The sequence below is a fragment of the Sphingomonas sp. 22176 genome, assembly GCF_052045505.1.
GTDB lineage: Bacteria > Pseudomonadota > Alphaproteobacteria > Sphingomonadales > Sphingomonadaceae > Sphingomonas.
The window spans coordinates 346,513-372,599 of the sequence record NZ_JBQEPL010000001.1 but is presented as its reverse complement, the minus strand read 5'-3'; the positions used below and the strand labels follow the sequence as shown (position 1 = coordinate 372,599).

Genomic DNA, 26,087 nt, shown 5'->3' with positions numbered 1-26,087 from the left:
CGTCCGCGAAAAGATGCAAGGTGCGAGGCGCCCCCCTTGCTCCGTGCCATACGATTGCGTATATCGCGGATGCTTTCTCGGACATCGTCAAACATGATCGAGGTCGGCGCCACCAGGCACCGGCACCGAAGCTGCTTGATTTCAACCGGAGATGTGTGTGGCGAATCTCGCCGAACTGGCCAAGATGATCGAAACCGAAGCGCAGGCGCTGGGCTTTGCCCTGGTGCGCGTGAAGCTGTTCGGCGGCCAGAGCGATCCCACGCTGCAGATCATGGCCGAACGCCCGGATACGCGCCAGCTGACGATCGACGATTGCGCCGATCTGTCGCGACGCATCTCGGACCTGCTCGACCGGTTGGAAGCCGAGGGCCGCGATCCGATCGACCATGCCTATCGCCTGGAAGTCAGCTCGCCCGGCATCGACCGGCCGCTCACCCGGCTGCAGGATTTCGCCGACTGGCAGGGTCATGAGGCCCGCATCACGCTCGCCGAGAAGCTCGACGGGCGCAAGCAGTTCAAGGGCGATCTCGCCGGCATCGATGCGGACGCAGGCACCATCACGATCGTGACGCAGGACGAGACGCACCATGTGCTGCCGTTCGCCGCGATCGAGGATGCCAAGCTGACGATGACCGATCGCCTGATCGCCGCCACCGCGCCGCTCTCCGCCGAGGGCGCCGACAAGATTATCGAAGTAGAAGGATAAGCCCGGATGGCCACCGCCATTTCTGCCAACAAGGCCGAGCTGCTCGCGATCGCCGATTCGGTCGCGAAGGAAAAGCTGATCGACAAGGCCATCGTCATCGAGGCGATGGAAGACGCGATCCAGCGCGCCGCGAAGAACCGCTACGGCGTCGAGAACGACATTCGCGCGAAGCTCGATCCGGTCTCGGGCGATCTCCGCCTGTGGCGCGTCGTCGAAGTGGTCGAGCAGGTCGACGACTATTTCAAGCAGGTCGACCTGAAGGGCGCCGAGAAGCTCCAGAAGGGCGCGAAGGTCGGGGACTTCATCGTCGATCCGCTGCCCCCGATCGAGTTTGGCCGCATCCAGGCGCAGGCCTCGAAGCAGATCATCTTCCAGAAGGTCCGCGACGCCGAGCGCGAGCGCCAGTATGACGAGTTCAAGGACCGGGTGAACGAGATCATCACCGGGGTGGTGAAGCGGGTCGAGTTCGGCCATGTCGTCGTCGACCTGGGCCGCGCCGAAGGCGTGATCCGCCGCGACCAGCAGATCCCGCGCGAAGTGGTGCGGGTCGGTGATCGCGTCCGCTCGGTGGTGCTCAACGTCCGCCGCGAGAATCGCGGGCCGCAGATCTTCCTGAGCCGGGCGCACCCCGAGTTCATGAAGAAGCTGTTCGCGCAGGAAGTGCCCGAAATCTACGACGGCATCATCGAGATCAAGGCCGCCGCCCGCGACCCGGGCAGCCGCGCCAAGATCGGCGTGATCAGCCATGACGGCTCGATCGATCCGGTCGGCGCCTGCGTCGGCATGAAGGGCAGCCGCGTGCAGGCCGTCGTGCAGGAAATGCAGGGCGAGAAGATCGACATCATCCCCTGGTCGCCCGACACCGCCACCTTCGTCGTCAACGCGCTGCAGCCGGCCAATGTCAGCCGCGTCGTGATCGACGAGGAAGAGGATCGCATCGAAGTGGTCGTCCCCGACGATCAGCTGAGCCTCGCCATCGGCCGTCGCGGCCAGAATGTGCGCCTGGCCTCGCAGCTGACCGGCAAGGCGATCGACATCCTCACCGAGGCGGATGCGAGCGAGAAGCGCCAGAAGGAATTCGTCGAGCGTTCGGAGATGTTCCAGAACGAGCTCGACGTCGACGAGACGCTGGCCCAGCTGCTGGTCGCCGAAGGCTTCGGCGCGCTGGAAGAAGTCGCCTATGTCGAGATCGAGGAGCTGGCGACCATCGAGGGCTTCGACGAGGACCTCGCGCAGGAACTCCAGAACCGCGCCCAGGAAGCGCTGGAGCGCCGCGAGGAAGCCAATCGCGAGGCGCGTCGCGCGCTGGGTGTCGACGACGACCTCACCACTATGCCGTACCTCACCGAAGCGATGCTGGTCACGCTCGGCAAGGCGGGCATCAAGACGCTCGACGACCTCGCCGATCTGGCGACCGACGAGCTGGTCGAGAAGAAGCGGGCCGAACCGCGTCGCCGCGGCGACGACACCCCGCGCAAGGAGCCCAAGGGCGGCATCCTCGCGGAGTATGGCCTGAGCGACGAACAGGGCAACGAGATCATCATGGCGGCCCGCGCCCATTGGTTCGCCGATGAAGAACCTGCGCAGGCAGGCGAGGAGGACGCAATTGCGGACTCCGAACAATGATACGCGCCGACTGACATTGGCACTGGTCATCCCCCCTCTCGGCAACGGGAGGGGACGATGACCGACGCGGTCCGTACCTGCATCCTGTCGCGCGAGGAATCGCCGCGGGAAGGTCTGATCCGACTCGTGCTTTCGCCCGAGGGCGAAGTGCTGCCCGACATTCGTGCCAAGGCCCCCGGCCGCGGTGCCTGGATCTCCGTCGACAAGGCGGGGCTCACGGCGTCGCGCGAAAAGGGCAAGCTGAAGGGGGCGCTGTCGCGCAGCTTCCGCACCGGCGAGATTCGCATTCCCGACGATCTGGAAGACCGGATCACCGCCCAGCTGCAGCGTGCCGCGCTGGATCGGCTCGGGCTGGAGGCGAAGGCCGGCTATGTGGTGATCGGCGCCGAGCGCATCGAAAAGTCTGCGCGCAGCGGCCGACTCCACATGCTGCTGCACGCCGCCGACGCGCGCGACGATGGCAGCCGCAAGCTTGCGCAGGCGTGGCGCGTTGGCTCGGATCGGGAAGGTTCTTCCCTCAAGGGCTTAACATTGCCGGTGTCGCGCACCATATTGTCCTTGGCGTTAGGCCGCGAAAATGTGGTACACGCCGGACTCATCGACGCCCGGGCGGCGCAACGGACGAGCGAAGCGCTCGATCGCTGGCTGCACTTTATCGGACCCGAACCTGATCCCGTGTCTTGCGATTCCGAATCGCAAGGCGCATCGGCTTTGCCGTCCGCCGTGCCATTGACGACGAACACTATCGAGGAACTTGAGTAGCCGCATGAGCGACACCGAAAACGACAAGCCGAAACTGGGCATGCGCGCACCGCTGGGTCTGAAGCGCACGGTGGAAACCGGCAAGGTGAAGCAGAGCTTCAGCCATGGCCGTTCCAACACCGTGGTCGTGGAGGTCAAGCGTCGCCGTGTCCTCGGCCCGCAGGGTGCGCCGATCGACGAGTCGACGCCGGCCACTGCCGCCGCGCCCGAGGCTCCGGCTGCTCAGGCTCCGCGTGCCGCTGCCGCGCAGCAGGCGCCCCGCCCGGCTGCCCAGCCGCCGCGCAAGCCGATGGACAACCTGTCGCCGCAGGAGCGCCAGGCCAAGCTGCTGCGCGAGGCCGAGGAACAGCGCATGCAGGCGCTGGAAGAGGGACGTCGTCGCGACGATCGCCTCCGTGCCGAAGCGCAGGAAGAAGAGCGTCGCCGCATCGAAGAGCGTGCGCGTGCCCAGTCCGAGGCGGCTGCCGCCCCGGCCCCTGCGCCCGAGCCGACGCCGGCCCCTGCGCCCGCACCGGAACCGAAGCCGGAAGTCGTAGCGGAGGCTCCGGCCGCCGCGCCTGCTCCGACTCCGGAGCCGACGCCTGCACCGGCGCCCGCAGCTGCTCCGGCAGCGCCGCAGGCCGCTGCCCCGCAGCAGCCGGCGACGCCCAAGCCGGCCCAGCCGCAGGCCGCAGCGCCTAAGCCGGCCGCACCGGCACAGCCGCCGCGTCGTCCGGTCCCGCAGGGTCCGATAACGCTGCAGCTCGACGCGTCGCTGCCCGCGCCGCGCCGCTTCACGCCGGTCGTGCGTCCGGAAATTCCCAAGCCGCAGCCCAAGCCCGAGCCGCAGCAGGCAGCCCCTGCTGCGACCCAGCAGACTTCGCAGCAGCAGCCCGCGCAGAACCAGAACCAGCAGCGTCCCGCTGCCGGCGCCGGTGCCGCGCGTCCGGCCCCGTCGGGTCCCGGCGCCGCGCCGCGCCGTCCGGGTGCCGATCCGGCCAAGCCGTCGCGCGACCGCAAGGGCGACGATCGCCGCCAGTCGGGCAAGCTCACCGTCACGCGCGCCCTGGGCGGCGACGATGGTGCGCGTGCGCGCAGCCTCGCGGCGCTGAAGCGCGCCCGTGAGAAGGAGCATCGCCGCTCTTATGGCGGCCCGCGCGAGCCGCAGATCAAGCAGGTCCGCGACGTTGTGGTGCCGGACGCCATCACCGTGCAGGAACTCGCCAACCGCATGGCCGAAAAGGGTGCGGACCTGGTGAAGGCCCTGTTCAAGATGGGCATGATGGTCACGGTCAATCAGTCGATCGACCAGGATACCGCCGAACTGCTCGTCACCGATTTCGGGCACAACGTGCAGCGCGTCAGCGAAAGCGACGTCGACATCCAGGTCGATACCGAGCTGGATCCCGAGGACAAGCTGCAGCCGCGTCCGCCGGTCGTCACGATCATGGGTCACGTCGATCACGGCAAGACCTCGCTGCTCGACGCGCTGCGCGGCACCGATGTGGTGCGCGGCGAAGCCGGCGGCATCACCCAGCATATCGGCGCCTATCAGGTCACCCTGAAGGACAAGTCGAAGATCACCTTCCTCGACACGCCGGGCCACGAAGCCTTCACCGAAATGCGTGCACGCGGTGCCAATGTCACCGACATCGTGGTGCTGGTGGTGGCCGCGAACGACGGGCTGATGCCGCAGACGATCGAGGCGATCAACCATACCAAGGCGGCCGGCGTGCCGATGATCGTGGCGATCAACAAGGTCGACCTCGACAGCGCCAATCCGCAGAAGGTGCGCGAGCGTCTGCTCGAGCATGAAGTGATCGTCGAAGAGATGGGCGGCGACGTCCAGAACGTCGAAGTCTCGGCACTGAAGAAGATCGGCCTCGACGCGCTGATCGAGAAGATCCAGCTCCAGGCCGAACTGCTCGAACTGCGCGCCAACCCCGATCGCGAGGCCGAAGGCACCGTGATCGAGGCCAAGCTCGACAAGGGCCGCGGCCCGGTCGCGACGGTGCTCGTCAGCCGCGGTACGCTGCGCGTGGGCGACGTGTTCGTCGTCGGCGCGGAGAGCGGCAAGGTTCGTGCGATGATCGACGACAAGGGTCGCCAGATCAAGGAAGCCGGGCCGGCGATGCCGGTCGAGGTGCTCGGCCTGTCGGGCGTGCCGATGGCGGGTGATCCGCTGCAGGTCGTCGAAAACGAGGCGCGTGCCCGCGAAGTGGCCGAATATCGCCAGGGTGTGGCGCTGCAGAAGCGCACCACCAATGCCCCCGCCAGCCTGGAGAGCATGTTCTCCGCGCTGAAGGAGAAGCAGGCGATGGAATATCCGCTGGTCATCAAGGCGGATACCCAGGGCACGGTCGAGGCGATCGTCGCGGCGGTCAACAAGATCTCCACCGATCTCATCCGCGCACGCGTGCTGCACTCGGGCGTTGGCGGCATCACCGAAAGCGACGTTACGCTGGCGGGTGCCTCGGGCGCGCCGATCATCGGCTTCAACGTCCGTCCGAACGCCAAGGCGCGCGAGATCGCCGAGCGCAACAAGGTCGCGTTCAAATATTACGACGTGATTTACGACCTGACCGACGAGATCCGCGCCGGCATGGCCGGGCAGCTCGGGCCGGAAGCGTTCGAAACCGTGGTGGGCCGCGCCGAGATCAAGGAAGTGTTCTCGGCTGGCAAGCACGGCAAGGCCGCTGGTCTGCTGGTCGTCGATGGTGCCATCCGCAAGGCGCTCAAGGCACGCATCACGCGCAACGACGTCATCATCTACCAGGGCGAGATTGCCTCGCTGCGCCGGTTCAAGGATGACGTTCCGGAAGTGCGCGCGGGTCTGGAGTGCGGTGTGACGTTCACGCAGAACTTCGTGGACATCAAGGCCGGCGACTATCTCGAAACCTACGAAGTCGAGCTGCGCGAACGTACGCTGTAATGGGGTGGAGCTGCCGATGGGCGCCTTTTGTTCCTCGGCAGCCAAGCCTGTGATTACGCTTCCTTTTCGGCTGCCCCTGCGGCCGAAAAGGAGGTGATCTATTTGCAGGTAAACAATGTAGCGGTTCTGGTTTTGGGCTCCGCGACGTTCGTCGTCGCACTGCTCGGGCTGGTGGTGAAGCTGATTGAGCTAAGCCGCAAGTAATCCAGTGGGGGCTCCCGGTGCTGGAACGCCGGGGGCCCAAAATGTTTTGAGCCCGGGCGCTGGAACACCCGGGCTCAGGAAGTGACTTGTTGCAAGTCCACAAAGTAGCCTGTTCTACATAACGAAAACCGGTCAGAATCACAAGATGCGCCAGAACGACACCGATGAAACCCGCTCCGTCCGCGTACTGCGCGTGGGCGAACAGGTGCGCCATATTCTCAGCGAGATCCTCCAGCGCGGCGACGTGCATGACGAGGTGCTGGCGAAGCACCTGGTCTCGGTGACCGAGGTGCGTATGTCCCCGGATCTGCGGCATGCCACGGTCTTCGTGAAGCCGCTGCTCGGCAAGGACGAAGACGCGGTGCTCAAGGCGCTGCGCACCAACACCGCCTTCCTCCAGCGCGAGGTCGCGCGCCGGGTGAAGATGAAATACGCCGCAAAGCTCAAGTTCCTGGCGGACGAGAGCTTCGACGAGGGCAGCCATATCGACAAGCTGCTCCGCGACCCCAAGGTCGCGCAGGACCTGGGCGAAAGCTCCTAGGTCCGACCGCGCTTCGCCGAGGCTAGCGCACTGGCCCACAAGGTCGCGGCGGCCAGCAGACCGGTGGCCAGCGGGGCGGCATCGGGCGGCAGCAGCCAGCCCATGGCGCCCACCAGCACCAACGCCGCCCCCGACCAATAATAGATCCGCGCCGGTATCCCGCGCGCCAGCGGCAGAAAATGCAGCCCGACGATGATCGCCATCGTCGGCAGCAGCCGTTCGGCCATATGCAGATTGATCAGGACATTCGCGGCCAGGAAAATCGCCACGCCCTCGGCGCTGCTCCAGATCGCCACCAGCCGGCCGACACGCGATCGATCGGCGTCTTCGGTCGCATCCGACGCATGCCGCGTTCCCAGCAGGATCGCCGCGCTGATCGCAACCGCCGGCACGCCCCACCACAGCCGCAGGTGTGAGAAATACAGCGCCCCCACGCACCAGAGGACCGCCATGACATTCAGAATCCAAAGCCCCGTACGCATCGTCGCCCCCGCCTGCGGTTTCGACGATGCTAACCGATGGACCGGAGGGGGGATAGCCGACATAGGATAGCCGGCATGGCCAAGCTCTATTTCTACTATGCCTCGATGAACGCGGGCAAATCGACCACGCTGCTACAGGCCGATTTCAACTATCGCGAGCGCGGCATGCGCACCTTGCTGTTCACCGCCGGCGTGCATGATCGCGGCGGCCACGGGGTGATCGATTCGCGCCTCGGCATCCACGCCGATGCTATCCCGTTCGACGCCACCACGGACCTGCGCACGATCGTCCAGGATGCCCATTTCGCCGCGCCGCTGGCGTGCGTGCTGGTGGACGAGGCGCAGTTCCTCTCGGCCGCGCAGGTGCGCCAATTGGCGGCCGTGTGCGACGAGGATGAGGTGCCGGTGCTCTGCTACGGGCTGCGCACCGATTTCCGCGGCGTGCTGTTCGACGGTGCGGCAGCGCTGCTGGCGATCGCGGACTCGCTGGTCGAGATCAAGTCGGTCTGCGAATGCGGGCGCAAGGCGACGATGAACCTGCGCGTCGATGCCGAGGGCAAGGCCGTGCGCGAGGGCGCGCAGCGCGAGATCGGCGGCAATGACCGCTATGTCGCGCTCTGCCGCCGCCATTTCGTCGAGCGGCGCGGCGCCATCGGCTGAAACGGAAAAGGGCGCCGCGAGGATCTCCCCGCGACGCCCTTCCCGCTATGAAGCGCGCGGGGATCGCTCCCCGAGCCTCCGATCAGAAGTGGAACCGGATCTCGCCGCCGATGATGCGCGGCTCGTTGATCATGCCGGTCAGGTTGTTGAAGTCGATCGCGCTTTGCGCCCGGATCTGGTTGAGGATGTTGCGGGCGAACGCCGCCACCTCATAGCCTTCCGGCGCGCGATAGCCGATGCGCAGACCGCCTTCGAGCAGCGACCGCCCGCGGAACTCCTTCGCCTCGTAGAGGAAGTAGTTGATCTCGCTGCGATAGGCCCAGTCAGTATAGGCATAGACCTCGCCACCGTTCGCCAGCGGCACGCCGTAGCGCGCGGTGGCGTTCAGCACCCAGCGCGGGGCCTGGGGCAGCGGGTTGCCGTCGATCAGCGCGACCTTCTGGCCGCCGATCGTCGTCGTCGGATTGGTGACGGTGCACATGCCCGAACCGCACACGCCCACCGCGAGATTCGGATCGCGGATCTGGGTGAAGTTGTAGCTGCCGCTGGCGGTCAGATCGAGGCCGCGGACCGGGCGATAGCCGAGCTCGGCCTCGACGCCATAGCCGTTGACGTGATCGGCCGAGAGCAGCCGCGTCGAGTTGTTGGTGCCGCCCACGGCGGTCAGCTGCAGGTGGTCCGTGCGGAACCAGTAGCCGGTCAGCGCGAAGTTCACGCCCTGAGAAGGGAAGGAACCCTTGATGCCTGCTTCACCCGACTTGGTGAACTGCTTCCCCGCGGTGGTCGGCACAGACTCGAACGTCACGCGGTCCTGGATCGCCGGGCCGAGATAACCGGTGGCGAAGCGCGCATAGACATTGACGTCGGGCGTCAGCGCATAGGTGGCGCTGGCGTCCCAGGTCACCGCCTCGCCCTTCACCTTGGTCTGAACCGGCAGCGTCAGGCCGGCGGTCAGGTCGGGCGAAAAGCCGGTGATCACGTCGTTCTTGCGGTCATGCGAATAGCGCACGCCGGCGCGCAGGGTCAGCGCGTCGGTTGCCTTGTACTCGCCCGATGCGAACACGCCGAAATTCTCGTTGATGTTCACATGGCCGATATTCTGGGTTTGCGCACCGCCGCCCGGGGCATAGGCATATTCGCTGTAGTTCAGGTTCTGGTCGAAATAATAGAGACCCGCCTGGCCACGGAACGCACCGAACTGGTCGGTTGCGAAGCGCAGTTCCTGGCTGAACTCCTTGGGGCTGGTGATGCCGCCGGTGTTCGACGGGAACAGCGCGTTGTTCAGGCCCAGCGGCGGGAAGGTATAATTGTCGCCACCGTCGACGTCGCCGGTGCTCTGCACCTTGGCGCGCTCATAGGCGGTGATCGAGTAGAGCGTGCCCAGCCCCTCGAAATGATAGTCGAGCTGCAGGTTGCTGCCCCACTGCTCCAGCCACTGGCTGGTATAGCCGTCGAGCTTGACGTGCTTGGGGTCGAAGCCCGGCGAGAAATTGTTCGAGCCCTGCTGGAACAGGCCGGCGCGGAACACGCGCGGCGAGCCTTCGAGGTCGCGGCCATGAACGTTGATCAGCGCGTTGAAGTCGCCGCTGGTATAAGCGAGCTGCACGCGACCGGCGCGATCGGTATAGCCTTCCAGCTTGTGGTTGGCGACGCTGACCGCGCTGGTGGTATCGTTCACGACCCAGTTGTCGCGGTGCTGCACCAAGCCCGAGACGCGGAGCGCGAAGCCGTTGCCCAGCGGCGCGTTGAGCGCGAGATCGGCGTTGATCGTGTTGTAGGTCGCCCAGCTGACGCTGCCCTGCGCCTCATATTTGTCGGTCGGGCGCTGCGATTCGAGCTTTACCACGCCGGCCGGCGTGTTGCGGCCGAACAGCGTGCCCTGCGGACCGCGCAGCACTTCCACGCGGGCAAGGTCGAACACCGGGAACGACTTCAGCATCGGGTTCTCGAGCGCGACATTGTCGTACACCACGGAGACCGGCTGCGCCGCGTTGGGATCGAAATCGGTGTTGCCCAGGCCGCGGATGTAGAAGCGCGGGAAGGTGCGGCCGAACGAGCTTTCGATCTGCAGGCTGGGTGTGCGCGAGGCGAGGAAGCGGATGTCGAGACCCGAGGAGTTGAGCACATCGAGCTTCTCGCCGCTGATCGCGGTGACGGCGACGGGAACGTCCTTGGCGGCTTCGGTGCGGCGCTGCGCGGTTACGACAATGTCGCCGCTCTGCTGGGGGGCAGCGTCGTCGGGCTGGGCGCCCTGCACCGGTGCCGGCGTCTCGTGGGCGGTGGCCGCGAAGGCCGACGGCGTCGTAAGGGCGGCGCTGCCGAGCAGCAGAACGCGAAGAAGCGTGGCGTTGGTCATGGCGGAATCGAGTCCCCGTAAAAAGATGGCTCGTCCTCTCCAGTGCGGAGTCGCGATCATTTCTTGTCGATGTCGCTGATTTTTCGCGCGCCTGTAGCGGAACCGTCATCTCCAGCAAGCGTTTCGGGCCATGCCCGAGCGGTTTGCTTGCGGGTGTTGCAATAATGTCGTGATTTGCGTGGGACCGCGAGGCCACCTATGGCCGCGCCGATGCACGGCTGGATACTCCTCGACAAACCCCTAGGGCTAGGCTCGACGCAAGGCGTGAGCGCGGTGAAGCGCGCGCTGCGGGAGGGCGGCTATGCCAAGGTGAAGGTGGGCCATGGCGGCACGCTCGATCCGCTGGCCACCGGCGTGCTGCCGATCGCGCTGGGCGAGGCGACCAAGCTGGCGGGCCGCATGCTCGACAGCGACAAGGTGTACGACTTCACGATCCAGTTCGGGGTGGAGACGGATACGCTCGATGCCGAGGGGAAGGGCATCGCGGAATCGGAGATCCGCCCGACATTGGCGCAGCTGGAGGCGGTGCTGCCGCGCTTCACCGGGCCGATCGAGCAGGTGCCCCCGGCCTATTCGGCGCTCAAGGTGGACGGGGAACGCGCATACGACCTCGCCCGCGCCGGGGAAGAGGTGGTATTGAAGAGCCGCGCGGTGACGATCCACGCTCTATCGATTGTGGGCGCTCCTGCCCGGGCGGGGGAGGATACGCTCCGCGACATCACCCTCCGCGCCCATGTCTCCAAGGGCACGTACATCCGCAGCCTCGCCCGCGACATTGCGTGCGCCCTTGGAACGGTCGGTCACGTCACCTATCTCCGACGGATCAAGGCCGGTCCGTTCACGCTCGATCAGGCGATTTCGCTGGACTCTTTGGCCGCTGCCGCTAAGGAGCGTCGCCTTGAAGACATTTGCCTGCCGCTGAGGGCGGGGCTGGACGACATCCCGGCTCACTCCCTCACCCCCGATCAGGCAGGGCTGCTCCGCCAGGGGCGGGTCTTGGTCGGGATTGCCGTTCATGATGGCCTCCATTTCGCGCTGCTCGGGGATGTCCCTGTAGCGCTGGTGGAAGCCGAGGCCGGAAGCATCCGGGTCGTGCGCGGCTTCAACCTGTAGCTTAGATGTCGAAGGAAACGCCATGTCGATCACGCAGGAGCGCAAGGAAGCGCTCGTCAAGGAACACGCTCGCAACGAGGGTGACACCGGCAGCCCCGAAGTGCAGGTCGCGATTCTCTCGGAGCGCATCGCCAACCTCACCGAGCACTTCAAGACCCACGCGAAGGACAACCACTCGCGCCGCGGTCTGCTGATGCTGGTCAACAAGCGCCGCAGCCTGCTGGACTATCTGAAGAAGAAGGACCAGGCGCGCTACGCAGATCTCATCGCGAAGCTCGGTCTTCGCAAGTAACACGGAAAGGCGACCTTCGGGTCGCCTTTTTGTCATTCCGGTGCGATACTGCATCGGCGATCCCCGGCGAATGGCGCCAGGATCGAAACGGGGGATCCGGCAATACGGTCGGTCCCACGAGCCACATACGGCTCACGCATAGGCCCCCCGCGTGATTGGCACCGGGGAGTGAAGGAAACGACATGTTCGACAAGAAGACTGTATCGATCGAGTGGGGCGGCAAGACGCTGACTCTCGAAACGGGCAAGGTTGCCCGTCAGGCCGACGGCGCGGTGATCGCGACCCTCGGCGAGACCGTGGTGCTGTGCGCAGTCACCGCCGCGAAGAGCGTGAAGGAAGGCCAGGACTTCTTCCCGCTGACCGTCCACTACCAGGAAAAATTCTCGGCCGCCGGTCGCATCCCGGGTGGCTTCTTCAAGCGTGAGCGCGGCGCCACCGAAAAGGAGACGCTCGTCTCCCGCCTCATCGACCGCCCGATCCGCCCGCTGTTCCCGGAAGGGTTCTACAACGAGATCAACGCCATCGCTCAGGTGCTGAGCTATGACGGCGAGAACGAGCCCGACATCCTCTCGATCGTCGCCGCTTCGGCCGCGCTGACGCTCTCGGGCGTGCCCTTCATGGGCCCGATCGGCGCCGCGCGCGTCGGTTATGTCAACGGCGAGTACATCCTGAACCCGACCGACGCGCAGGTTGCCGAGGGCGAGCTCGATCTCGTCGTCGCCGCCACCTATGACGCGGTGATGATGGTCGAATCCGAAGCCAAGGAGCTTTCGGAAGAGATCATGCTCGGCGCCGTGCTGTTCGCGCACGACGCCTGCCGCGAAATCGTCAAGGCGATCGTGAAGCTCGCCGAGCAGGCCGCCAAGGAGCCTTGGGAAATGGCGTCGTCGAACGACAACGCCAAGATCAAGGACAAGCTGAAGAAGCTGATCGGCAAGGACATTGCCGCCGCCTACAAGCTGACCGACAAGTCGGCCCGTTCGAACGCCCTCAACGAGGCGCGTGCCAAGGCCAAGGCGCAGTTCACCGAGGACGGCCTGAGCCCGCAGGAAGTCATGGCCGGCATCAAGCTGACCAAGAAGCTGGAAGCCGAGATCGTCCGCACCGCCATCCTCAAGGAAGGCAAGCGCATCGACGGCCGCACCACCACGCAGATCCGCCCGATCGAGGCGGAGACGCACTTCCTGCCGCGTTCGCACGGCTCCGCGCTGTTCACTCGCGGCGAGACCCAGACCATCGCCACCTGCACCCTCGGCACCAAGGACGCCGAGCAGATGATCGATGGCCTGAACGGCCTCAGCTACCAGAACTTCATGCTGCACTATAACTTCCCGCCCTATTCGGTCGGCGAAGTCGGCCGCTTCGGTGCGCCGGGCCGTCGTGAGATCGGCCATGGCAAGCTGGCGTGGCGCGCACTGCACCCGGTGCTGCCGTCGAAGGAAGACTTCCCCTACACGATCCGCCTGACCAGCGACATCACCGAGTCGAACGGCTCGTCGTCGATGGCGTCGGTGTGCGGCGGCAGCCTCGCGATGATGGACGCCGGCGTGCCGATCAAGCGTCCGGTCTCGGGCATCGCCATGGGCCTGATCCTCGAGGGCAAGGACTATGCGATCCTGTCCGACATCCTGGGTGACGAAGATCACCTGGGCGACATGGACTTCAAGGTCGCCGGCACGTCCGAGGGCATCACCACGATGCAGATGGACATCAAGATCGCCGGCATCACCAAGGAGATCTTCGAGGCGGCGCTCAACCAGGCGAAGGCCGGTCGCGCGCACATCCTGGGCGAGATGAACAAGGCGCTGGGCGAAGTCCGCGCCGAGCTCTCCGCGCACGCACCGCGCATCGAGACCTTCACGATCGACAAGTCGAAGATCCGTGAAGTGATTGGCACCGGCGGCAAGGTGATCCGCGAGATCGTTGCCACCACCGGCGCCAAGGTCGACATCGACGACGAGGGCGTGATCAAGGTCAGCTCGTCGGATCCGGCGCAGATCGAAGCCGCGATCAAGTGGATCAAGGGCCTCGTCGAGGAAGCCGAAGTCGGCAAGATCTACAACGGCAAGGTCGTCAACCTCGTCGATTTCGGTGCGTTCGTGAACTTCATGGGCGGCAAGGACGGTCTCGTCCACGTCTCGGAGATCAAGAACGAGCGCGTCGAGAAGGTCTCGGACGTCCTGAGCGAAGGCCAGGAAGTCAAGGTCAAGGTCCTCGAGATCGATCCGCGCGGCAAGGTTCGCCTGTCGATGCGCGTCGTCGACCAGGAAACCGGCGCCGAGCTGGAAGACTCGCGCCCCGCACGCGAAGCCCGCGAACCGCGCGGCGACCGTGGGGATCGCGGTGACCGTGGCGGCGACCGTGGCGATCGTGGCGGCGACCGCCGTCGCGAGGGCGGCCGTGGCGGCGAGCGCGGTGGCGAGCGCGGCGAGCGTGGCCCCCGCCGCGACCGTGGCGACAAGCCGCGCGGCGAGCGCAGCGAAGGTGGCAAGGACGAAGGCGGCGAGAATATCGGCCTGCCCGCGTTCCTGACCGGCGATCGCGACTGATCGCACGCATTACGCGTAAGAAATGAGAGGGGTCTGGCGTTGCCGGGCCCCTTTTTTCATTAACCCATTCCTTCGTTCCACTTTGCGCGAAATCGCGCTATGCAAGCGGCGGGGGGATCGAACGGAGCAGACGACGTTTAAGGGTGAGGGCCGACCGATGATGGCAACGACGACGATCGCCGAATTGCGGCACGATCATGAGATGATCGACATTCTCGCACGGCGCCTGTCCGGCCTCCTCGAAAGCGACGCGACCCCGGTCGAGCTTTCCACCGCGCTCGATCACCTGCTCCACTGCGTCGCCGAGCATCTCGCCCGCGAAGACACCACCATCTACACGCTCACCCTCTCGGCCCAGCCGGGCATTTCGCGTACCAAGGTCGACCAGGTCCGCGAGGATTTCGAGCGCCTCAAGGCCAACTGGCAGGATTACCTGCTGTTCTGGACCCCCGAGCAGATCGCCGCCGACCGCCAGGGCTTCGCCGACGCCAGCCGCGCGATGCTGCCCCGCCTGCGCAACCGGGTAAAGCTGGAGGAAAGCCTGCTGGTCGCCGCGGCGCTGCAGGGGGAGCCGATGGTACCGACGAGGCGCTGACCCCATGAGCAGGCAGCCGGGCTACAATTCGCTGATGCACGAGGTTTGTGTGGAGGGAGGCTGGTGCGGTGCGATTGTTCAGGGTGAGCCTTCCCATGTCGATGATTTCATTCCTGCGGCGGGACCTGTGACCGCCGAACAGTTCGTCGAATGGCTGTTTCGGGCCGAGGGCGTCGATCCATCATCCGATCCTGCCAAGTGGGGGGAACACTGGGAGGGGCTGCGCGGGGCGTTCGTACGTCATCTAGGCGCGGATCTGGTCGAAGCCTCGGCGCTCAAATGTAATGTCGGCTGACGCCCCAATTGCGGACATTCGTTGGTCCTTCTAAACAGGCATCATGAACGCACCAGCAAGACTGCGGATGGTCCGAGTGGTCCTGCTCTGGGCATGGGATCCTATTGGCGTACGGGGCATCCCCAAAGCCGTGGGCGAGTATGACAACTACGCACCAGCGGTCCTCGAAATGCTGGAAACTGGCGCATCCGATCGACAAATTGCGGATTACCTGACCAGCGTTGTTCGCGATCGAATGGAGCTTCGGCCCAATCCGAAAGCTGATGAGGACATCGCAGCGATGTTGCGCGAGCTCTACGCCCTCGAGAGCTAAGGCCGTACGACCGCTTTCCACCAAATTCGGTCCTCCCGCGAGGCGCCTTATACAGGCGCATAACGGATGTCGCCTTCCCCTACTCCGCCGCCAGCAGGCTCGTCGCGCCGCCGAGATCCACCGAGACCAGCCGGCTGACCCCGCGTTCGACCATCGTCACGCCGAACAGCCGGTGCATCCGCGCCATGGTCGCGGCATTGTGGGTGACGATCAGGTAGCGCGTCGCGGTTTCGCGGGTCATCGCTTCCAGCAGGTCGCAGAAGCGATCCACATTGGCGTCGTCGAGCGGCGCGTCGACTTCGTCGAGCACGCAGATCGGCGAGGGCTTGGTGAGGAACAGCGCGAAGATCAGCGCGACCGCGGTCAGCGCCTGCTCGCCGCCCGAGAGCAAGGTGAGCGACTGCAGCTTCTTGCCTGGCGGCTGCGCCAGGATCTCCAGCCCAGCCTCCAGCGGATCGTCCGAATCGATCAGCGCGAGATGCGCCTGGCCGCCGTTGAACAGCGTGGTGAACAGCCGGCGGAAATGCTGGTCGACCGCCTCGAACGCGGCAAGCAGCCGCTGCCGCCCCTCGCGGTTGAGCGTGCCGATCGAGCCGCGCAGCCGGTTGACTGCCTGGAGCAACTCGTCGCGCTCCTTGGCGTTGGTGCCGAACGCGGCCTCGATCTCGGCCAGTTCGGTCTCGGCGACGAGGTTGACGGGACCGAGCCGCTCGCGATCGGTGCTGAGCTTCTCCATCGCGGCAGATTCGTCCTGGGGGCCGCGCACGCTGTCGGCCTCGAAGTGCAGCCGCGCCGGGAGCAACGGCGGCGGGCATTCGAAGCGCTCGCCGGAGAGGCGGCCCATCTCCACCCGGCGCACATCCTGGTTCTCGGCGCGCGCGGCGGCCCCGGCACGGCGCTCACGCGCTTCGGAAAGCAACTCGCTTGCTTCGCGCAGTGCCGCCTCGGCGCTGCGCAGCCTGCCGTCCGCCGCGCGCTCGGCAACCTGCGCGGCGGCGGATTCCTGCTGCATCCACGCATCGGCGGCCTCGGCTTCGGTGAGCTGCGCGGCGATCTGGGCGGGACGGCCGGCGATCGCCTCGCGCTCCTGCGCCAGCGTGGCGGCGCGCGCGTCCATTTCGGCGGAGCGGCGGGTGGCATCGGCAGCGCGCGCAGACCAGCTCTTGGTCTCGGCTGCTGCGGCGGCAAGCCGCTCGCGGGCCTGGGCGAGATCACGGTCGAGGCTGGCGCGTTCGGTGCGGGCGCTCGCCACTGCGGCGCGGGCATGGTCCGCCTTGCGGGACAGGGCTGCGACCTTCGCGCGGGTCTCCGTGCCGTCCGGCAGCGCAGCCTTGGTTGCCTCTGCGCGGGCGAACTCGCCGGTGGCTTCCTCCGCTTCGGCGGCGATGCGGGCGCGGCGGGTTTCGAGGTCGGCGCGCTGCGTCTCCAGCCGTTCGATCTGGTTGGCGGCGCGATCCTCGGCGCGCATCGCCTCGCGCGCGGCGAGATCGGCGTGGTCGAGCCGCTTGCGGTTCTCGGCGGCGCTGCGCCGGGCCTCGGCGATGCTCGCCTCGATCCGGCTGAGTTCGCCCGCCGCGGCTTCCAGCGCCGCCTGCGCCGCCGGCCGCGCCTGTTCCAGCGCGGCGAGCCGGTTGACTCGCTCCAGCCGCTCGGCCGCCGCCGCGCCGCCCGAGCGGGCGCGATAGCCGTCCCAGCGGCGCAGCACGCCCTGCAGCGTCACCAGCCTCTGGCCGACCGCGAGCGGCTGGCCGCCATCCGTCTCACACACCAGCACCTGCGCCAGCCGCCGGGCGAGTTCGGCCGGGGCGGTGACGTGCTCGGCCAGCGGAGTCGTGCCCGCTGGCGGGGTAGGATCGGTCGGCAGCGCGTCGGCGCCGCCCCAATGGCGCTCGGCGCCGGCATCGAGCCCGGCTTCAAGATCGTCCCCCAGCGCGGCCGCGAGCGCGCGCTCATAGCCGGCGGCGACGGTCACCCGGTCGAGCAGCCGGTCCTTGCCCGAAGGCTTGGTCGCCTTGGCAAGCGCCGTCGCCTCGCTGTCGATCTGGGCGAGCTCGGCATGCGCGGCCGCGCGCGCCGCCTGGGCGCCGTTGCGCGCTTCGATCGCGGCGCGCTCCTCGGCATCGGCGCGGGTTAGCGCGTCGCGGGCAGCCTCGGCCTGGCGCTGCGCTTCGGCGCGCGCCGCGCTCGCCCGCTGCCGCTCGGCGTGGAGCGGCGCGGCGTCGCCGAGAGCGCGCGCTTCGGCCTCGATCCGCGCCTGGTCACGCTGGCTGCGCTCCACCCGGACGCGCGCGGCGGAAAGTGCGGCATCGGCGACGCGCACTTCGGCGGCTTCGCTCGCCTGCTGCGCCAGCGCCTGCGACAGCGCGACTTCGGCATCACGGGCGGCGCGTTCGGTATCGGCAAGTGCTGCGTCGAGCAGGGGCACGCGCGCGGCGGTCTTGGCGATCCGCGCCTCCAGCGTCGCATGTTCGGTGGTCAGCCGTTCGATCGCCTCCGCGGCGTCGCGGGCGAGCGACGCTTCGCGCGCGCGATCGCTCTCGAGTCGCCGGCTCGCCTCGGCCAGTTCGGCGATCCGCCGCTCGACGCCGTGGCGGGCGCTCCGCAGCGTCTGGAGCCGGTGCTGGGCGTCGCTGGCGGCGTCGCGCAGCCGCAGCGACTCGGCGCGCAGCGTGCCGACCGCCTCCGCCGCGGCCATTTGCGCCGCCTCCGCCTCGGCCTGCGCCGCGGTGCGCTCGGCGACCAGCGACTCGGCCTCGGCGGCTTCCTTGCGTGCGACATCGGCGGCCATCGCCGCGTCGCGCCAGCGGGCGAAAATCATCCGCGCCTCGGCGACGCGGATGCGGTCGGAAAGTTCGCGATAGCGCTCGGCCTGGCGCGCCTGGCGCTTGAGCGCGGCGGCGCGCTGCTCCTGCTCGCCGATCAGCTCGTCGAGCCTTGTGAGATTGGTCTCGGTCGCGCGCAGCTTCTGCTCGGCGTCGCGGCGGCGGACATGGAGTCCGGCGATCCCGGCGGCTTCCTCCAGCATCGCGCGCCGTTCGCCCGGCTTGGCGGCGATGATCGCGCCGATCCGGCCCTGGCTGACCAAAGCGGGCGAATGCGCGCCCGTCGCGGCGTCTGCGAATGCGAGCGCCACGTCCTTGGCGCGGACGTCGCGGCCGTTGATGCGATAGGCGGATCCGGCGCCGCGCTCGATGCGGCGGATGATCTCCAGCTCGTCCTGCTGTTCGGGCAGGTCCGCGACCACCGCCACTTCGGCGAAGTCGCGCTGCGGCCGCGTGGCGGTGCCGGCGAAGATCACGTCTTCCATGCCGGCGCCGCGCATCGATTTGGCGCTGGTTTCGCCCATCACCCAGCGCAGCGCTTCGAGCAGGTTGGACTTGCCGCAGCCATTGGGGCCGACGATCCCCGTCAGCCCCGGTTCGATCCGCAGATCGGCCGGGTCGACGAAGCTCTTGAAGCCCGTCAGCCGCAGCCGTTTTATCTGCATGGCTGGTCGATCAGCGTGCGCCGGCCTTCTGGAGCAGCGGCTCCAGGCCGGCCCAGTCGTTCACGTCGGTCTTCTGGCCGTTGATGAAGAAGCTCGGGGTCGAGTTCACGCCGTACACATTGGCACCGTCGGCATTGACCTTGGCGATCGTCTCGATCTGCTTCTGGTCGGCGAGGCACGCCTTGGCCTGGGCCTCCGGCAGGCCGCGCTGCTTCATGAAGTCGACCATGCCCAGCGCCTGGGCGAAGCCGGCCGCGGCCTGGGGCGGCGGCATCTGCTGGATCTGGTCGAGCACCTGCGGGTTGGTCTGCTGGAGCGCCATGATCTTCTTCTCGAACTCTTCCTGGCCGGCATAGATCTGGTCCAGCGTCGAGAAGAAGGCGTCCGTCGGCACGCACTGGTTGAGCAGCGCGAGCGCGAGGTCGGGCGCGCCGTGGATCAGGAAGTCGCGATATTCATAGCTGACCTTGCCGGTCTTGATGTACTTTTCGCGCAAGGGGCCGACGCCGGTGGTGCCGAACTGGGCGCAGAACGGGCACATGCGCGAGCCATATTCGACCAGCTTGATCGGGGCGTTCGGGTTGCCCTGGCGGAAGCCGTTGTCCTTGGTCTTCTCGACCACGTCGGTCCACTGCTTGCCGGCGGGGGCAGCCGCGCCCGCGACGGGCGCCGAGGCCTGGACGGGCGCGCTGCTGTTGCCGCCGGTGCCGCCGGCCTTGTTGCCGCCGTTGCAGGCGGCGAGCGCCAGGATGGGTAGAAGCGCGAGGGCGAAACGCATGGAAGTCTCCGGGTTACGAAAGGGTCAGGCGCCGGCGGCGCGCAGTTCGGGCTCGAGATAGGGCCAGCTAAAGGCGCGGAGCTTGCGGCCGTTGATGAAGAAGCTGGGCGTGCCGTCCACCTTGTACAGGTTCGCGCCGTCCGCCTGGGTCTTGGCGATGCGCGCGATCGCCTTGGGATCGGCGAGGCACTGGCGCGCCCTGGCCTCGGGCAGGCCTTGGGTCTTGAGGAAGGCGATCATGCCCATGGCCTCGGCGAAGCGCGTTGCCATCTGCGGCGGCGGGAGCTTCTGCCAGGCCTCCAGCGTGGCGGGGGTCTTTTCCAGCGCGATCAGCTTGTCTTCGAACCTGGGCTGGTTGGCATAGATCGCGTCCAGCACCGGGAAGAAGCGCTGGGTGCCCACGCACTGGTTGAGCAGCGCCAGTGCCAGGTCCGGCGCGCCGTGGACCAGATAGTCGCGATACTCATAGCTGACCTTGCCGGTGGCGATGAACTGGTCGCGCAGCGGCTTCATGCCCTCGGTGGCGAAGCGGCCGCAGGTCGGGCAGGTGCGCGAGCCATATTCGACCAGCTTTACGGCGGCGTTGGGATTGCCCTGGCGATAGCCGCCCTCGGGTGTCGCCACCACGGTGGCGAGCCAGTTGGGCTGCGGGGCGGGCGCGGCGCCGAGTGCGAACAGCGGCACCAGGGCGAGCATCAGGGTGAGGAGTCGCTGCATCATCTCAATCGATCCGGCCGAACACCGGGGTTTCGTCCTGCGCCGCGACTCCTGCTGCGAGCGATTCGAGCACCGCACGCAGTTCCGGATCGGCGATGCCGCGCAGGCTGTCGCCCATCGCTTCCGACAGCGGCTTGAGGCTGGGCGGCGGCGCGGGCTTGGGCTTGGGCGCACGCAGGTCGCCGTGGCGGATCGTCAGCTTGGCGACGGCGGGATAGCCGAAGAAGCGATTGACCCGCTCGATGATCTCGGGCGCGATATGCTGCATCATCGGCGCGAAGGCACCGGAGACGGTGAGCGCCAGCACGCCCTCCTCGCGTTTGCCGCGCGGGAAGCGAATCGATTCGGGGGAGGAAACGCGGGCATAGCGCTCGCCGACGATCTCGCCCCAGCGGCTGACAACGGCGGACTGGACGAAGCCGAACTTGCGGAACGCGGCGCCGCCCACGTCCGGCAGCAGCTCGGACACCGCACGGACGCGGTTCGAGCGTTGCGGCACGGGGCGCGGCTGGCGGGTGGTGGCACGGGGGGGCTTCGTCATATCGGGTCCCCCATGCCATAGGCGGGGCGTGCCCGACAACGCTCCTGAATCGATCGCCCCCGCCCTGCTCGCCTGGTACGACGCCAATGCCCGCCGCCTGCCCTGGCGTGCGCCGCCCGGCACCGATGCGACCGCGCCCTACCGGGTATGGCTTTCCGAGGTGATGCTGCAGCAGACGCAGGTCGCCACGGTGATCCCCTATTTCGAGAAGTTCACCAGCCGCTGGCCGAGCTTCGACGCGATGGCGGCGGCGGAAGATGCCGACGTGATGGCCGCCTGGGCAGGGCTCGGCTATTACGCCCGGGCCCGCAACATGCTGGCTTGCGCCCGCGACGTCGCGCGGCTGGGGGCGCTACCCGACACCGAGGCGGGACTGCGCGCGCTGCCCGGCATCGGCGACTATACCGCGGCGGCCATTGCCGCGATCGCGTTCGGGCGGCGGGCGGTGGTGGTCGATGCCAATGTCGAGCGCGTGGTGACGCGGCTGTTTGCGCTCGCCGATCCGCTGCCAGGGTCGCGACCCGCCATCCGGCGGCTGACCGACACGATCACGCCCGATTCCCGCGCCGGCGATTTCGCCCAGGCGATGATGGATCTCGGCAGCGGCATCTGCACCGTCCGCGCACCGAAATGCCTGCTCTGCCCGATCGCGTTTGGCTGCACGGCGCGGGCGGAAGGGAACCCCGAAAGCTACCCGGTCAAGGCCAAGAAGGCGCCCAAGCCGCAACGCCACGGCACGATGTTCTGGCTGGAGCGCGACGATGCGGTGCTGCTCGTCCGGCGACCCGACAAGGGCCTGCTCGGCGGCATGCGCGCGCTGCCCACCGGGCCTTGGGGCGAGTCGCCGCCGGGCGTGGTCGAGGCGCCAGCTGCCACCCACTGGCGAATGTTGAACGAAACCGTCCGTCACGGTTTCACCCATTTCAACCTCGAGGTGGCGCTTGCGACTGCAACAATCCCTCGCCATGCAAGCGCACCCCCCGGCGAATGGTGGCCGATCGCCGACATCGAGTCGGCCGGTCTGCCCACCGTCTTCGCCAAGGCGGCCAAAGCGATACGGAGACTGCGATGACGGCCAAGCGCGTATTCGGACTTTTCGGGGCGGCACTATTGCTCCAGGCGCCTGTGGTGCAGGCCCAGACGGCCCCCAGCCAGGTCCAGAGCTTCGCGCGCCAGACCGTCGCCTCGGGCAAGGTGCCCGGCATCGTCATCACCTATGCCAAGGGCCAGGCGCCCGCGACGATCGTGGCGGAGGGCCGCATGTCCGACGAGCCGACCGCGCCCAAGGTCAATGGTGACACGCTGTGGCGGGTCTATTCGATGACCAAGCCGATCACCGGCATCGCCGCGATGATCCTGATCGAGGAAGGCAAGCTCAAGCTCGACCAGCCGATCAGCGACTTCATCCCCGCGTTCAAGGACATGAAGGTGCTGGTCGATCCCGCCAAGGACCTGACCAGCCGCCCGGCGACCAAGCCGATCACGGTGCGCAACCTGCTCACCCACACGGCGGGACTCGGCTACAACATCATCACCAAGGGGCCGCTGCTCAACGAGTATAACCGGCTCGGCATCAACCCGGCGCAGGTGAGCGACTCGTTCGAGGCGACCGCGCGGCCGGTGCGCCCGGCGACGCTGGAAGAATTCGCCAACCGCACCGCGACGCTGCCGCTGATCGCCGAGCCCGGCGCCAAGTTCAGCTATTCGATCGGGCTCGACGTGCTCGGCCGGGTGATTGAGGTGGCGAGCGGGATGCCGTTCGATACGTTCGTGAACACCCGCATCCTCGCCCCCCTCAAGATGACGTCGAGCTACTGGACGGTGCCGGCGGGCGAGGCGGGGCGTCTCGCCACCGAATATGCGATCGCGGGCGGCAACCGCCTGCCGATCGATCCGGGCGCGACCTCGGTCTATCTCAAGAAGCCGAGCTTCCCTTATGGCGGCGCAGGGCTGGCGATGTCGGCGCGCGACTATGATCGCTTCCTCCACATGCTGCAGAATGGCGGCACGCTCGACGGCGTGCGGATCCTCAAGCCCGAGACGGCGGCGCTCGCCATGTCCGATCTGCTGCCGGCGGGCGTCGACAAGACCAACCTGGCGGTGATGGCGCGCGATACCGGCGTGCCGATGGGCTTCGGCGCGGGCGGATCGGTGTTCCTCGCCGACCAGCCGGGTGGTGCGGGCAAGGGCACCTATGGCTGGTCGGGTGCCGCCGGCACCTTCGCCTGGGTGGACCCCAAGAACCAGGTCCGCGCGACGATGATGGTCAACATCCTGCTCGCCGAACTCGGCCTCAAGGTGCCGGTGCGCGCGGCCGTCTACGCCGATCTCAACAAGTGATCGCGCCCGGCTTTACCGGCGGCACGCTGGACCGCGACGACCGCGTCCGCCACGAGCCCGAACTGCTGGCAGCGGCGCTCGCCGATCCGCGCGCGCGGTTGCTGGTGATGGACGGGCTGGTGCCGACGCTGGACGGGGAAGGGCGGCTGGTCTGGACCGGGCTCGACGCCGCGACCCAGCCTTTGCTGTTCCTGGGCTTCCTCGACGGCGAGCCGCGCTTCGTGCAGACGCTGGCGCCCGGCACGCCGCTGCCGCCGGGCCGGCCGCCCGAGCTGTCGGCGATCCTCGACGCCTTCCGCCCCGAGGATGCGGCCAACTATGCCGCCGCGCGCAGCCTGATCGACTGGCACGCGCGTAACGGCTTCTGCTCGCGCTGCGGCACCCCGACCGACATCTTCCGCGCGGGCTGGGGCCGGCTTTGCTCCAATTGCGGGACCGAGCATTATCCGCGCGTCGATCCTGTGGTGATCATGCTCGCCGAGCATGGCGACCGGGTGCTGCTCGGCCGCCAGCCGAGCTGGCCACCGGGGCGCTATTCGGCGCTCGCCGGCTTCCTCGAGGTGGGCGAGAGCATCGAGGACGCGGTGCGGCGCGAGACGCTGGAGGAATCGGGCGTGCATGTCGGCAAGGTCCGCTATGTCGCCAGCCAGCCCTGGCCGTTTCCGTCGCAGCTGATGATCGCGTGCGTCGGCGAGGCGCTCGACGAGGAGATCGCGATCGACGCGCACGAGCTGGAACATGCCGGCTGGTTCGATCGTGCCCAGGTGCGGCAGGCGCTGGCGCGCGATCCGGAGGCGCCGTTCGTCGCGCCGCCGGGCTACGCGATTGCGTACACGCTGCTCAAGGCCTGGGCCGAGGGGGAGTAGGCGCATCCCAATCCTCCCCTGCAAGGGGAGGTGGCGCGCGGAGCGCGACGGAGGGGTGTAACCGCTGTGATGGCGGGACTCTGCTCCGGCCGGGACACCCCTCCACCACCGCCTTCGGCGGCGGTCCCCCTCCCCCTCCGGGGGAGGATCTTGATTTTACGGCCGTGCCCGCGCCTGCGGGTAGGTGCCGAGCAGCCGCACCCATTTGGTATGGAAGCCCAGTTCCTCCAGCGCGCGCAGCACCGCCGGGTCCTCGGGGCTGCCGACGATGTCGGCATAGAATTCCGTCGCCGAGAAGCTCGCCTCGCGCTGGTAGCTCTCCAGCTTGGTCATGTTCACCCCGTTGGTCGCGAAGCCGCCCAGCGCCTTGTAGAGCGCGGCGGGGATGTTCTTCACCTCGAAGATCAGCGAGGTCATGAACGGGCCTTCGCCGGTGACCCCCGGCGCGTCGCGCGACAGCACCACGAAGCGGGTCATGTTGTGCGCGGCGTCGGCGATGTCGCTGGCCAGCACGTTGAGCCCGTACAACTCGGCGGCGTGCGCAGGGGCGAGCGCCGCCACCTTGGGATCGGCGAGTTCCGCCACCATCGCCGCCGCGCCCGCGGTATCGGGATAGCCGACCTGCGCGATTCCGTGCGCCTTCAGCCAGTGGCGGCACTGGCCGAGCGCCTGCGGATGGCTCATCGCTTCGCGCACGCCGTCGATGGGGCCGGTGCCCATCAGCGTATGCCGGATCGCGAGGAAATGCTCGCCGATGATCGACAGCCCGGATTCGGGCAGCAGGAAGTGGATATCCGCCACGCGGCCGTGCAGCGAATTCTCGATTGGGATCATCGCGCGGTCGGCGCGGCCTTCTTTCACCGCATCGATCGCGTCGTCGAACGAGAAGCAGGGCAGCGGCAGTGCGTCGGGGAAGGCTTCGCGCACCGCGACGTGCGAATTGGCGCCCGGTGCGCCCTGGAACGCCACCGCGCGCGCCGGTGCCGCTTCGGCTTCGGCGAGCATGCGGGCGACGATCGGGCGGGCGGGGGCGGCGAAATTCTCCATGGAGCGCGGCGCTAGCCTCCGTAGAACTCCGCCGCAAGTGTGCTTGCCTTCGGCGCCGGGCGCGCTCTAAAGATGAACCAAAGCACAGGTGGGAGCGGATGAATGCAAGATCGCTTCAATACGATCGCAGGTTGGGCGCTGGCGGGTGGTATCGCCGCCCTGGGACTTTCGATCGTCAGCGCGAAGTATTTCCACTCCGAAAAGCCTGAACGCCCCGGCTATGTCGTCGAGGCGGTAGAAGATGCCGCCGGCGGCGCCGCGGCGGCCGAGCCGCTGCCGGTGCGCCTCGCCAAGGGCGACGCCGCCAAGGGCGAGAGCGGCTTCAAGCAGTGCGCTTCGTGCCACACCATTACCCAGGGCGGCGCCAACGGCATCGGCCCGAACCTCTATGCCACGCTGGGCGAGCCGATCGGCCAGGGCAAGGGCGGCTTCGCCTTCTCGGACGCGCTGAAGGGCGTCGGCGGGACCTGGGACCTCGACAAGATGGACGCCTGGCTCACCAACCCGCGCAAGTTCGCGCCTGGCACCAAGATGACCTTCGCCGGCATCTCGGACCCGCAGCTGCGCGCCGACGTGATTCTGTACCTCAACAAGCAGGGTTCGAACCTGCCGCTGCCGGCGGCCCCCGCCGCGGGCTCGGCGCCGGACAATGCCGGGGTGCAGAGCAACAGCGCGGCCGAAGGCGCCGACGTGTCGGTAAACGTCCAGCAGGCGACGCCGGCCGAAGGCGCACCGTCCAAGGACCCGCAGGCGGCGGTGCAGGCCGAGAAGAAGAAGTAAGGCTCTCAGCCTCCTACCGCTCTAAATCCCCCTCCCGCTTGCGGGAGGGGTTAGGGGAGGGGGAGTGAGGGTAGCGGGCTAAATCGTCTCAGAAAGGACCTCCACGTCGCATCCTCCCCCATCCCC

At 67.6% G+C, this 26,087-nt stretch carries 24 protein-coding genes; 17 read left to right on the top strand and 7 right to left on the bottom strand.

Annotated features, from left to right (window positions below):
- The first annotated feature begins 151 nt into the window (after positions 1 to 151).
- The 6 genes from rimP (at position 152) to rbfA (ending at position 6,750) form a co-directional block, all read left to right on the top strand.
- Positions 152 to 706 (top strand): ribosome maturation protein RimP, encoded by a 555-nt coding sequence (rimP, locus tag ACTJKY_RS01720; protein WP_141987940.1) that lies wholly within the window; start codon positions 152 to 154, stop codon positions 704 to 706.
- Between the two features lie 6 nt (positions 707 to 712).
- The gene (nusA, locus tag ACTJKY_RS01715; protein WP_440843773.1) at positions 713 to 2,332 is read left to right on the top strand and encodes a transcription termination factor NusA; all 1,620 of its coding nucleotides are present in this window, start codon (positions 713 to 715) and stop codon (positions 2,330 to 2,332) included.
- Positions 2,333 to 2,389: 57 nt separating this feature from the next.
- Entirely contained in the window at positions 2,390 to 3,094 is a 705-nt protein-coding gene (locus ACTJKY_RS01710) for a DUF448 domain-containing protein (protein WP_440843772.1), read from the top strand.
- Between the two features lie 4 nt (positions 3,095 to 3,098).
- On the top strand, positions 3,099 to 6,005 hold the full coding sequence (gene infB / locus ACTJKY_RS01705) for a translation initiation factor IF-2 (RefSeq protein WP_440843771.1): 2,907 nt from the start codon (positions 3,099 to 3,101) through the stop codon (positions 6,003 to 6,005).
- Positions 6,006 to 6,032: 27 nt separating this feature from the next.
- Positions 6,033 to 6,209, top strand: coding sequence for a hypothetical protein (locus tag ACTJKY_RS01700; protein WP_440843770.1), 177 nt, complete (start codon positions 6,033 to 6,035; stop codon positions 6,207 to 6,209).
- A gap of 145 nt (positions 6,210 to 6,354) precedes the next feature.
- Positions 6,355 to 6,750 carry a 30S ribosome-binding factor RbfA gene (rbfA, locus tag ACTJKY_RS01695; RefSeq protein ID WP_440843768.1) on the top strand — a complete coding sequence of 132 codons (396 nt, stop codon included), beginning with the start codon at positions 6,355 to 6,357 and terminating at the stop codon, positions 6,748 to 6,750.
- On the opposite strand, the gene ACTJKY_RS01690 is transcribed toward rbfA, so the two are convergent.
- A complete protein-coding gene (locus ACTJKY_RS01690) occupies positions 6,747 to 7,202 on the bottom strand; it encodes a hypothetical protein (protein ID WP_440843766.1) in 456 nt (151 codons plus the stop codon). The genes rbfA and ACTJKY_RS01690 overlap by 4 nt on opposite strands.
- Positions 7,203 to 7,307: 105 nt before the next feature.
- On the opposite strand from ACTJKY_RS01690, the gene ACTJKY_RS01685 reads away from it, so the two are divergent.
- On the top strand, positions 7,308 to 7,892 hold the full coding sequence (locus tag ACTJKY_RS01685) for a thymidine kinase (RefSeq protein ID WP_440843765.1): 585 nt from the start codon (positions 7,308 to 7,310) through the stop codon (positions 7,890 to 7,892).
- A gap of 82 nt (positions 7,893 to 7,974) precedes the next feature.
- On the opposite strand, the gene ACTJKY_RS01680 is transcribed toward ACTJKY_RS01685, so the two are convergent.
- Positions 7,975 to 10,248 (bottom strand): TonB-dependent receptor, encoded by a 2,274-nt coding sequence (locus ACTJKY_RS01680; protein ID WP_440843763.1) that lies wholly within the window; start codon positions 10,246 to 10,248, stop codon positions 7,975 to 7,977.
- Positions 10,249 to 10,458: 210 nt separating this feature from the next.
- On the opposite strand from ACTJKY_RS01680, the gene truB reads away from it, so the two are divergent.
- The 6 genes from truB to ACTJKY_RS01650 all read left to right on the top strand — a co-directional run bounded on the left by truB (position 10,459) and on the right by ACTJKY_RS01650 (position 15,405).
- Positions 10,459 to 11,361 carry a tRNA pseudouridine(55) synthase TruB gene (gene truB / locus ACTJKY_RS01675; protein WP_440843762.1) on the top strand — a complete coding sequence of 301 codons (903 nt, stop codon included), beginning with the start codon at positions 10,459 to 10,461 and terminating at the stop codon, positions 11,359 to 11,361.
- 22 nt (positions 11,362 to 11,383) lie between these two features.
- Positions 11,384 to 11,653, top strand: a complete 270-nt coding sequence (gene rpsO / locus ACTJKY_RS01670) for a 30S ribosomal protein S15 (RefSeq protein WP_010544825.1) — start codon at positions 11,384 to 11,386, stop codon at positions 11,651 to 11,653.
- Positions 11,654 to 11,835: 182 nt separating this feature from the next.
- Entirely contained in the window at positions 11,836 to 14,202 is a 2,367-nt protein-coding gene (gene pnp / locus ACTJKY_RS01665; RefSeq protein WP_440843761.1) for a polyribonucleotide nucleotidyltransferase, read from the top strand.
- 157 nt (positions 14,203 to 14,359) lie between these two features.
- A complete protein-coding gene (locus ACTJKY_RS01660; protein WP_440843760.1) occupies positions 14,360 to 14,797 on the top strand; it encodes a hemerythrin domain-containing protein in 438 nt (145 codons plus the stop codon).
- Between the two features lie 4 nt (positions 14,798 to 14,801).
- The gene (locus tag ACTJKY_RS01655) at positions 14,802 to 15,092 is read left to right on the top strand and encodes a hypothetical protein (protein WP_440843759.1); all 291 of its coding nucleotides are present in this window, start codon (positions 14,802 to 14,804) and stop codon (positions 15,090 to 15,092) included.
- Positions 15,093 to 15,135: 43 nt separating this feature from the next.
- Complete coding sequence (locus tag ACTJKY_RS01650; protein ID WP_440843758.1) at positions 15,136 to 15,405, top strand: hypothetical protein; 270 nt, start codon at positions 15,136 to 15,138, stop codon at positions 15,403 to 15,405.
- A 79-nt stretch (positions 15,406 to 15,484) separates the two neighbouring features.
- Here ACTJKY_RS01650 and smc read toward each other — a convergent pair whose 3' ends face one another.
- The 4 genes from smc to ACTJKY_RS01630 are packed head-to-tail and all read right to left on the bottom strand — an operon-like array spanning position 15,485 to position 20,928.
- Positions 15,485 to 18,892, bottom strand: a complete 3,408-nt coding sequence (gene smc / locus ACTJKY_RS01645; RefSeq protein ID WP_440843756.1) for a chromosome segregation protein SMC — start codon at positions 18,890 to 18,892, stop codon at positions 15,485 to 15,487.
- A 10-nt stretch (positions 18,893 to 18,902) separates the two neighbouring features.
- A complete protein-coding gene (locus tag ACTJKY_RS01640; protein WP_440843755.1) occupies positions 18,903 to 19,670 on the bottom strand; it encodes a thioredoxin domain-containing protein in 768 nt (255 codons plus the stop codon).
- Between the two features lie 24 nt (positions 19,671 to 19,694).
- Positions 19,695 to 20,390: a DsbA family protein gene (locus ACTJKY_RS01635; RefSeq protein ID WP_440843754.1), complete on the bottom strand. Its 696-nt coding sequence runs from the start codon at positions 20,388 to 20,390 to the stop codon at positions 19,695 to 19,697.
- Between the two features lies 1 nt (position 20,391).
- Positions 20,392 to 20,928 carry a DUF721 domain-containing protein gene (locus ACTJKY_RS01630; protein WP_440843752.1) on the bottom strand — a complete coding sequence of 179 codons (537 nt, stop codon included), beginning with the start codon at positions 20,926 to 20,928 and terminating at the stop codon, positions 20,392 to 20,394.
- Positions 20,929 to 20,956: 28 nt separating this feature from the next.
- On the opposite strand from ACTJKY_RS01630, the gene ACTJKY_RS01625 reads away from it, so the two are divergent.
- From ACTJKY_RS01625 to nudC, 3 genes are read left to right on the top strand one after another with little or no spacing between them, the layout of a single operon-like run.
- Positions 20,957 to 22,000 (top strand): A/G-specific adenine glycosylase, encoded by a 1,044-nt coding sequence (locus ACTJKY_RS01625; protein WP_440843750.1) that lies wholly within the window; start codon positions 20,957 to 20,959, stop codon positions 21,998 to 22,000.
- Positions 21,997 to 23,268: a serine hydrolase domain-containing protein gene (locus tag ACTJKY_RS01620; RefSeq protein WP_440843749.1), complete on the top strand. Its 1,272-nt coding sequence runs from the start codon at positions 21,997 to 21,999 to the stop codon at positions 23,266 to 23,268. Before ACTJKY_RS01625 ends, ACTJKY_RS01620 begins: the two co-directional genes overlap by 4 nt.
- A complete protein-coding gene (gene nudC, locus ACTJKY_RS01615) occupies positions 23,265 to 24,134 on the top strand; it encodes an NAD(+) diphosphatase (RefSeq protein WP_440843748.1) in 870 nt (289 codons plus the stop codon). The genes ACTJKY_RS01620 and nudC overlap by 4 nt, the downstream gene beginning before the upstream one ends.
- Positions 24,135 to 24,290: 156 nt before the next feature.
- Here nudC and ACTJKY_RS01610 read toward each other — a convergent pair whose 3' ends face one another.
- On the bottom strand, positions 24,291 to 25,181 hold the full coding sequence (locus tag ACTJKY_RS01610; RefSeq protein ID WP_440843747.1) for a prephenate dehydratase: 891 nt from the start codon (positions 25,179 to 25,181) through the stop codon (positions 24,291 to 24,293).
- A gap of 102 nt (positions 25,182 to 25,283) precedes the next feature.
- On the opposite strand from ACTJKY_RS01610, the gene ACTJKY_RS01605 reads away from it, so the two are divergent.
- On the top strand, positions 25,284 to 25,961 hold the full coding sequence (locus ACTJKY_RS01605) for a c-type cytochrome (protein WP_440843746.1): 678 nt from the start codon (positions 25,284 to 25,286) through the stop codon (positions 25,959 to 25,961).
- Positions 25,962 to 26,087 lie beyond the last annotated feature (126 nt).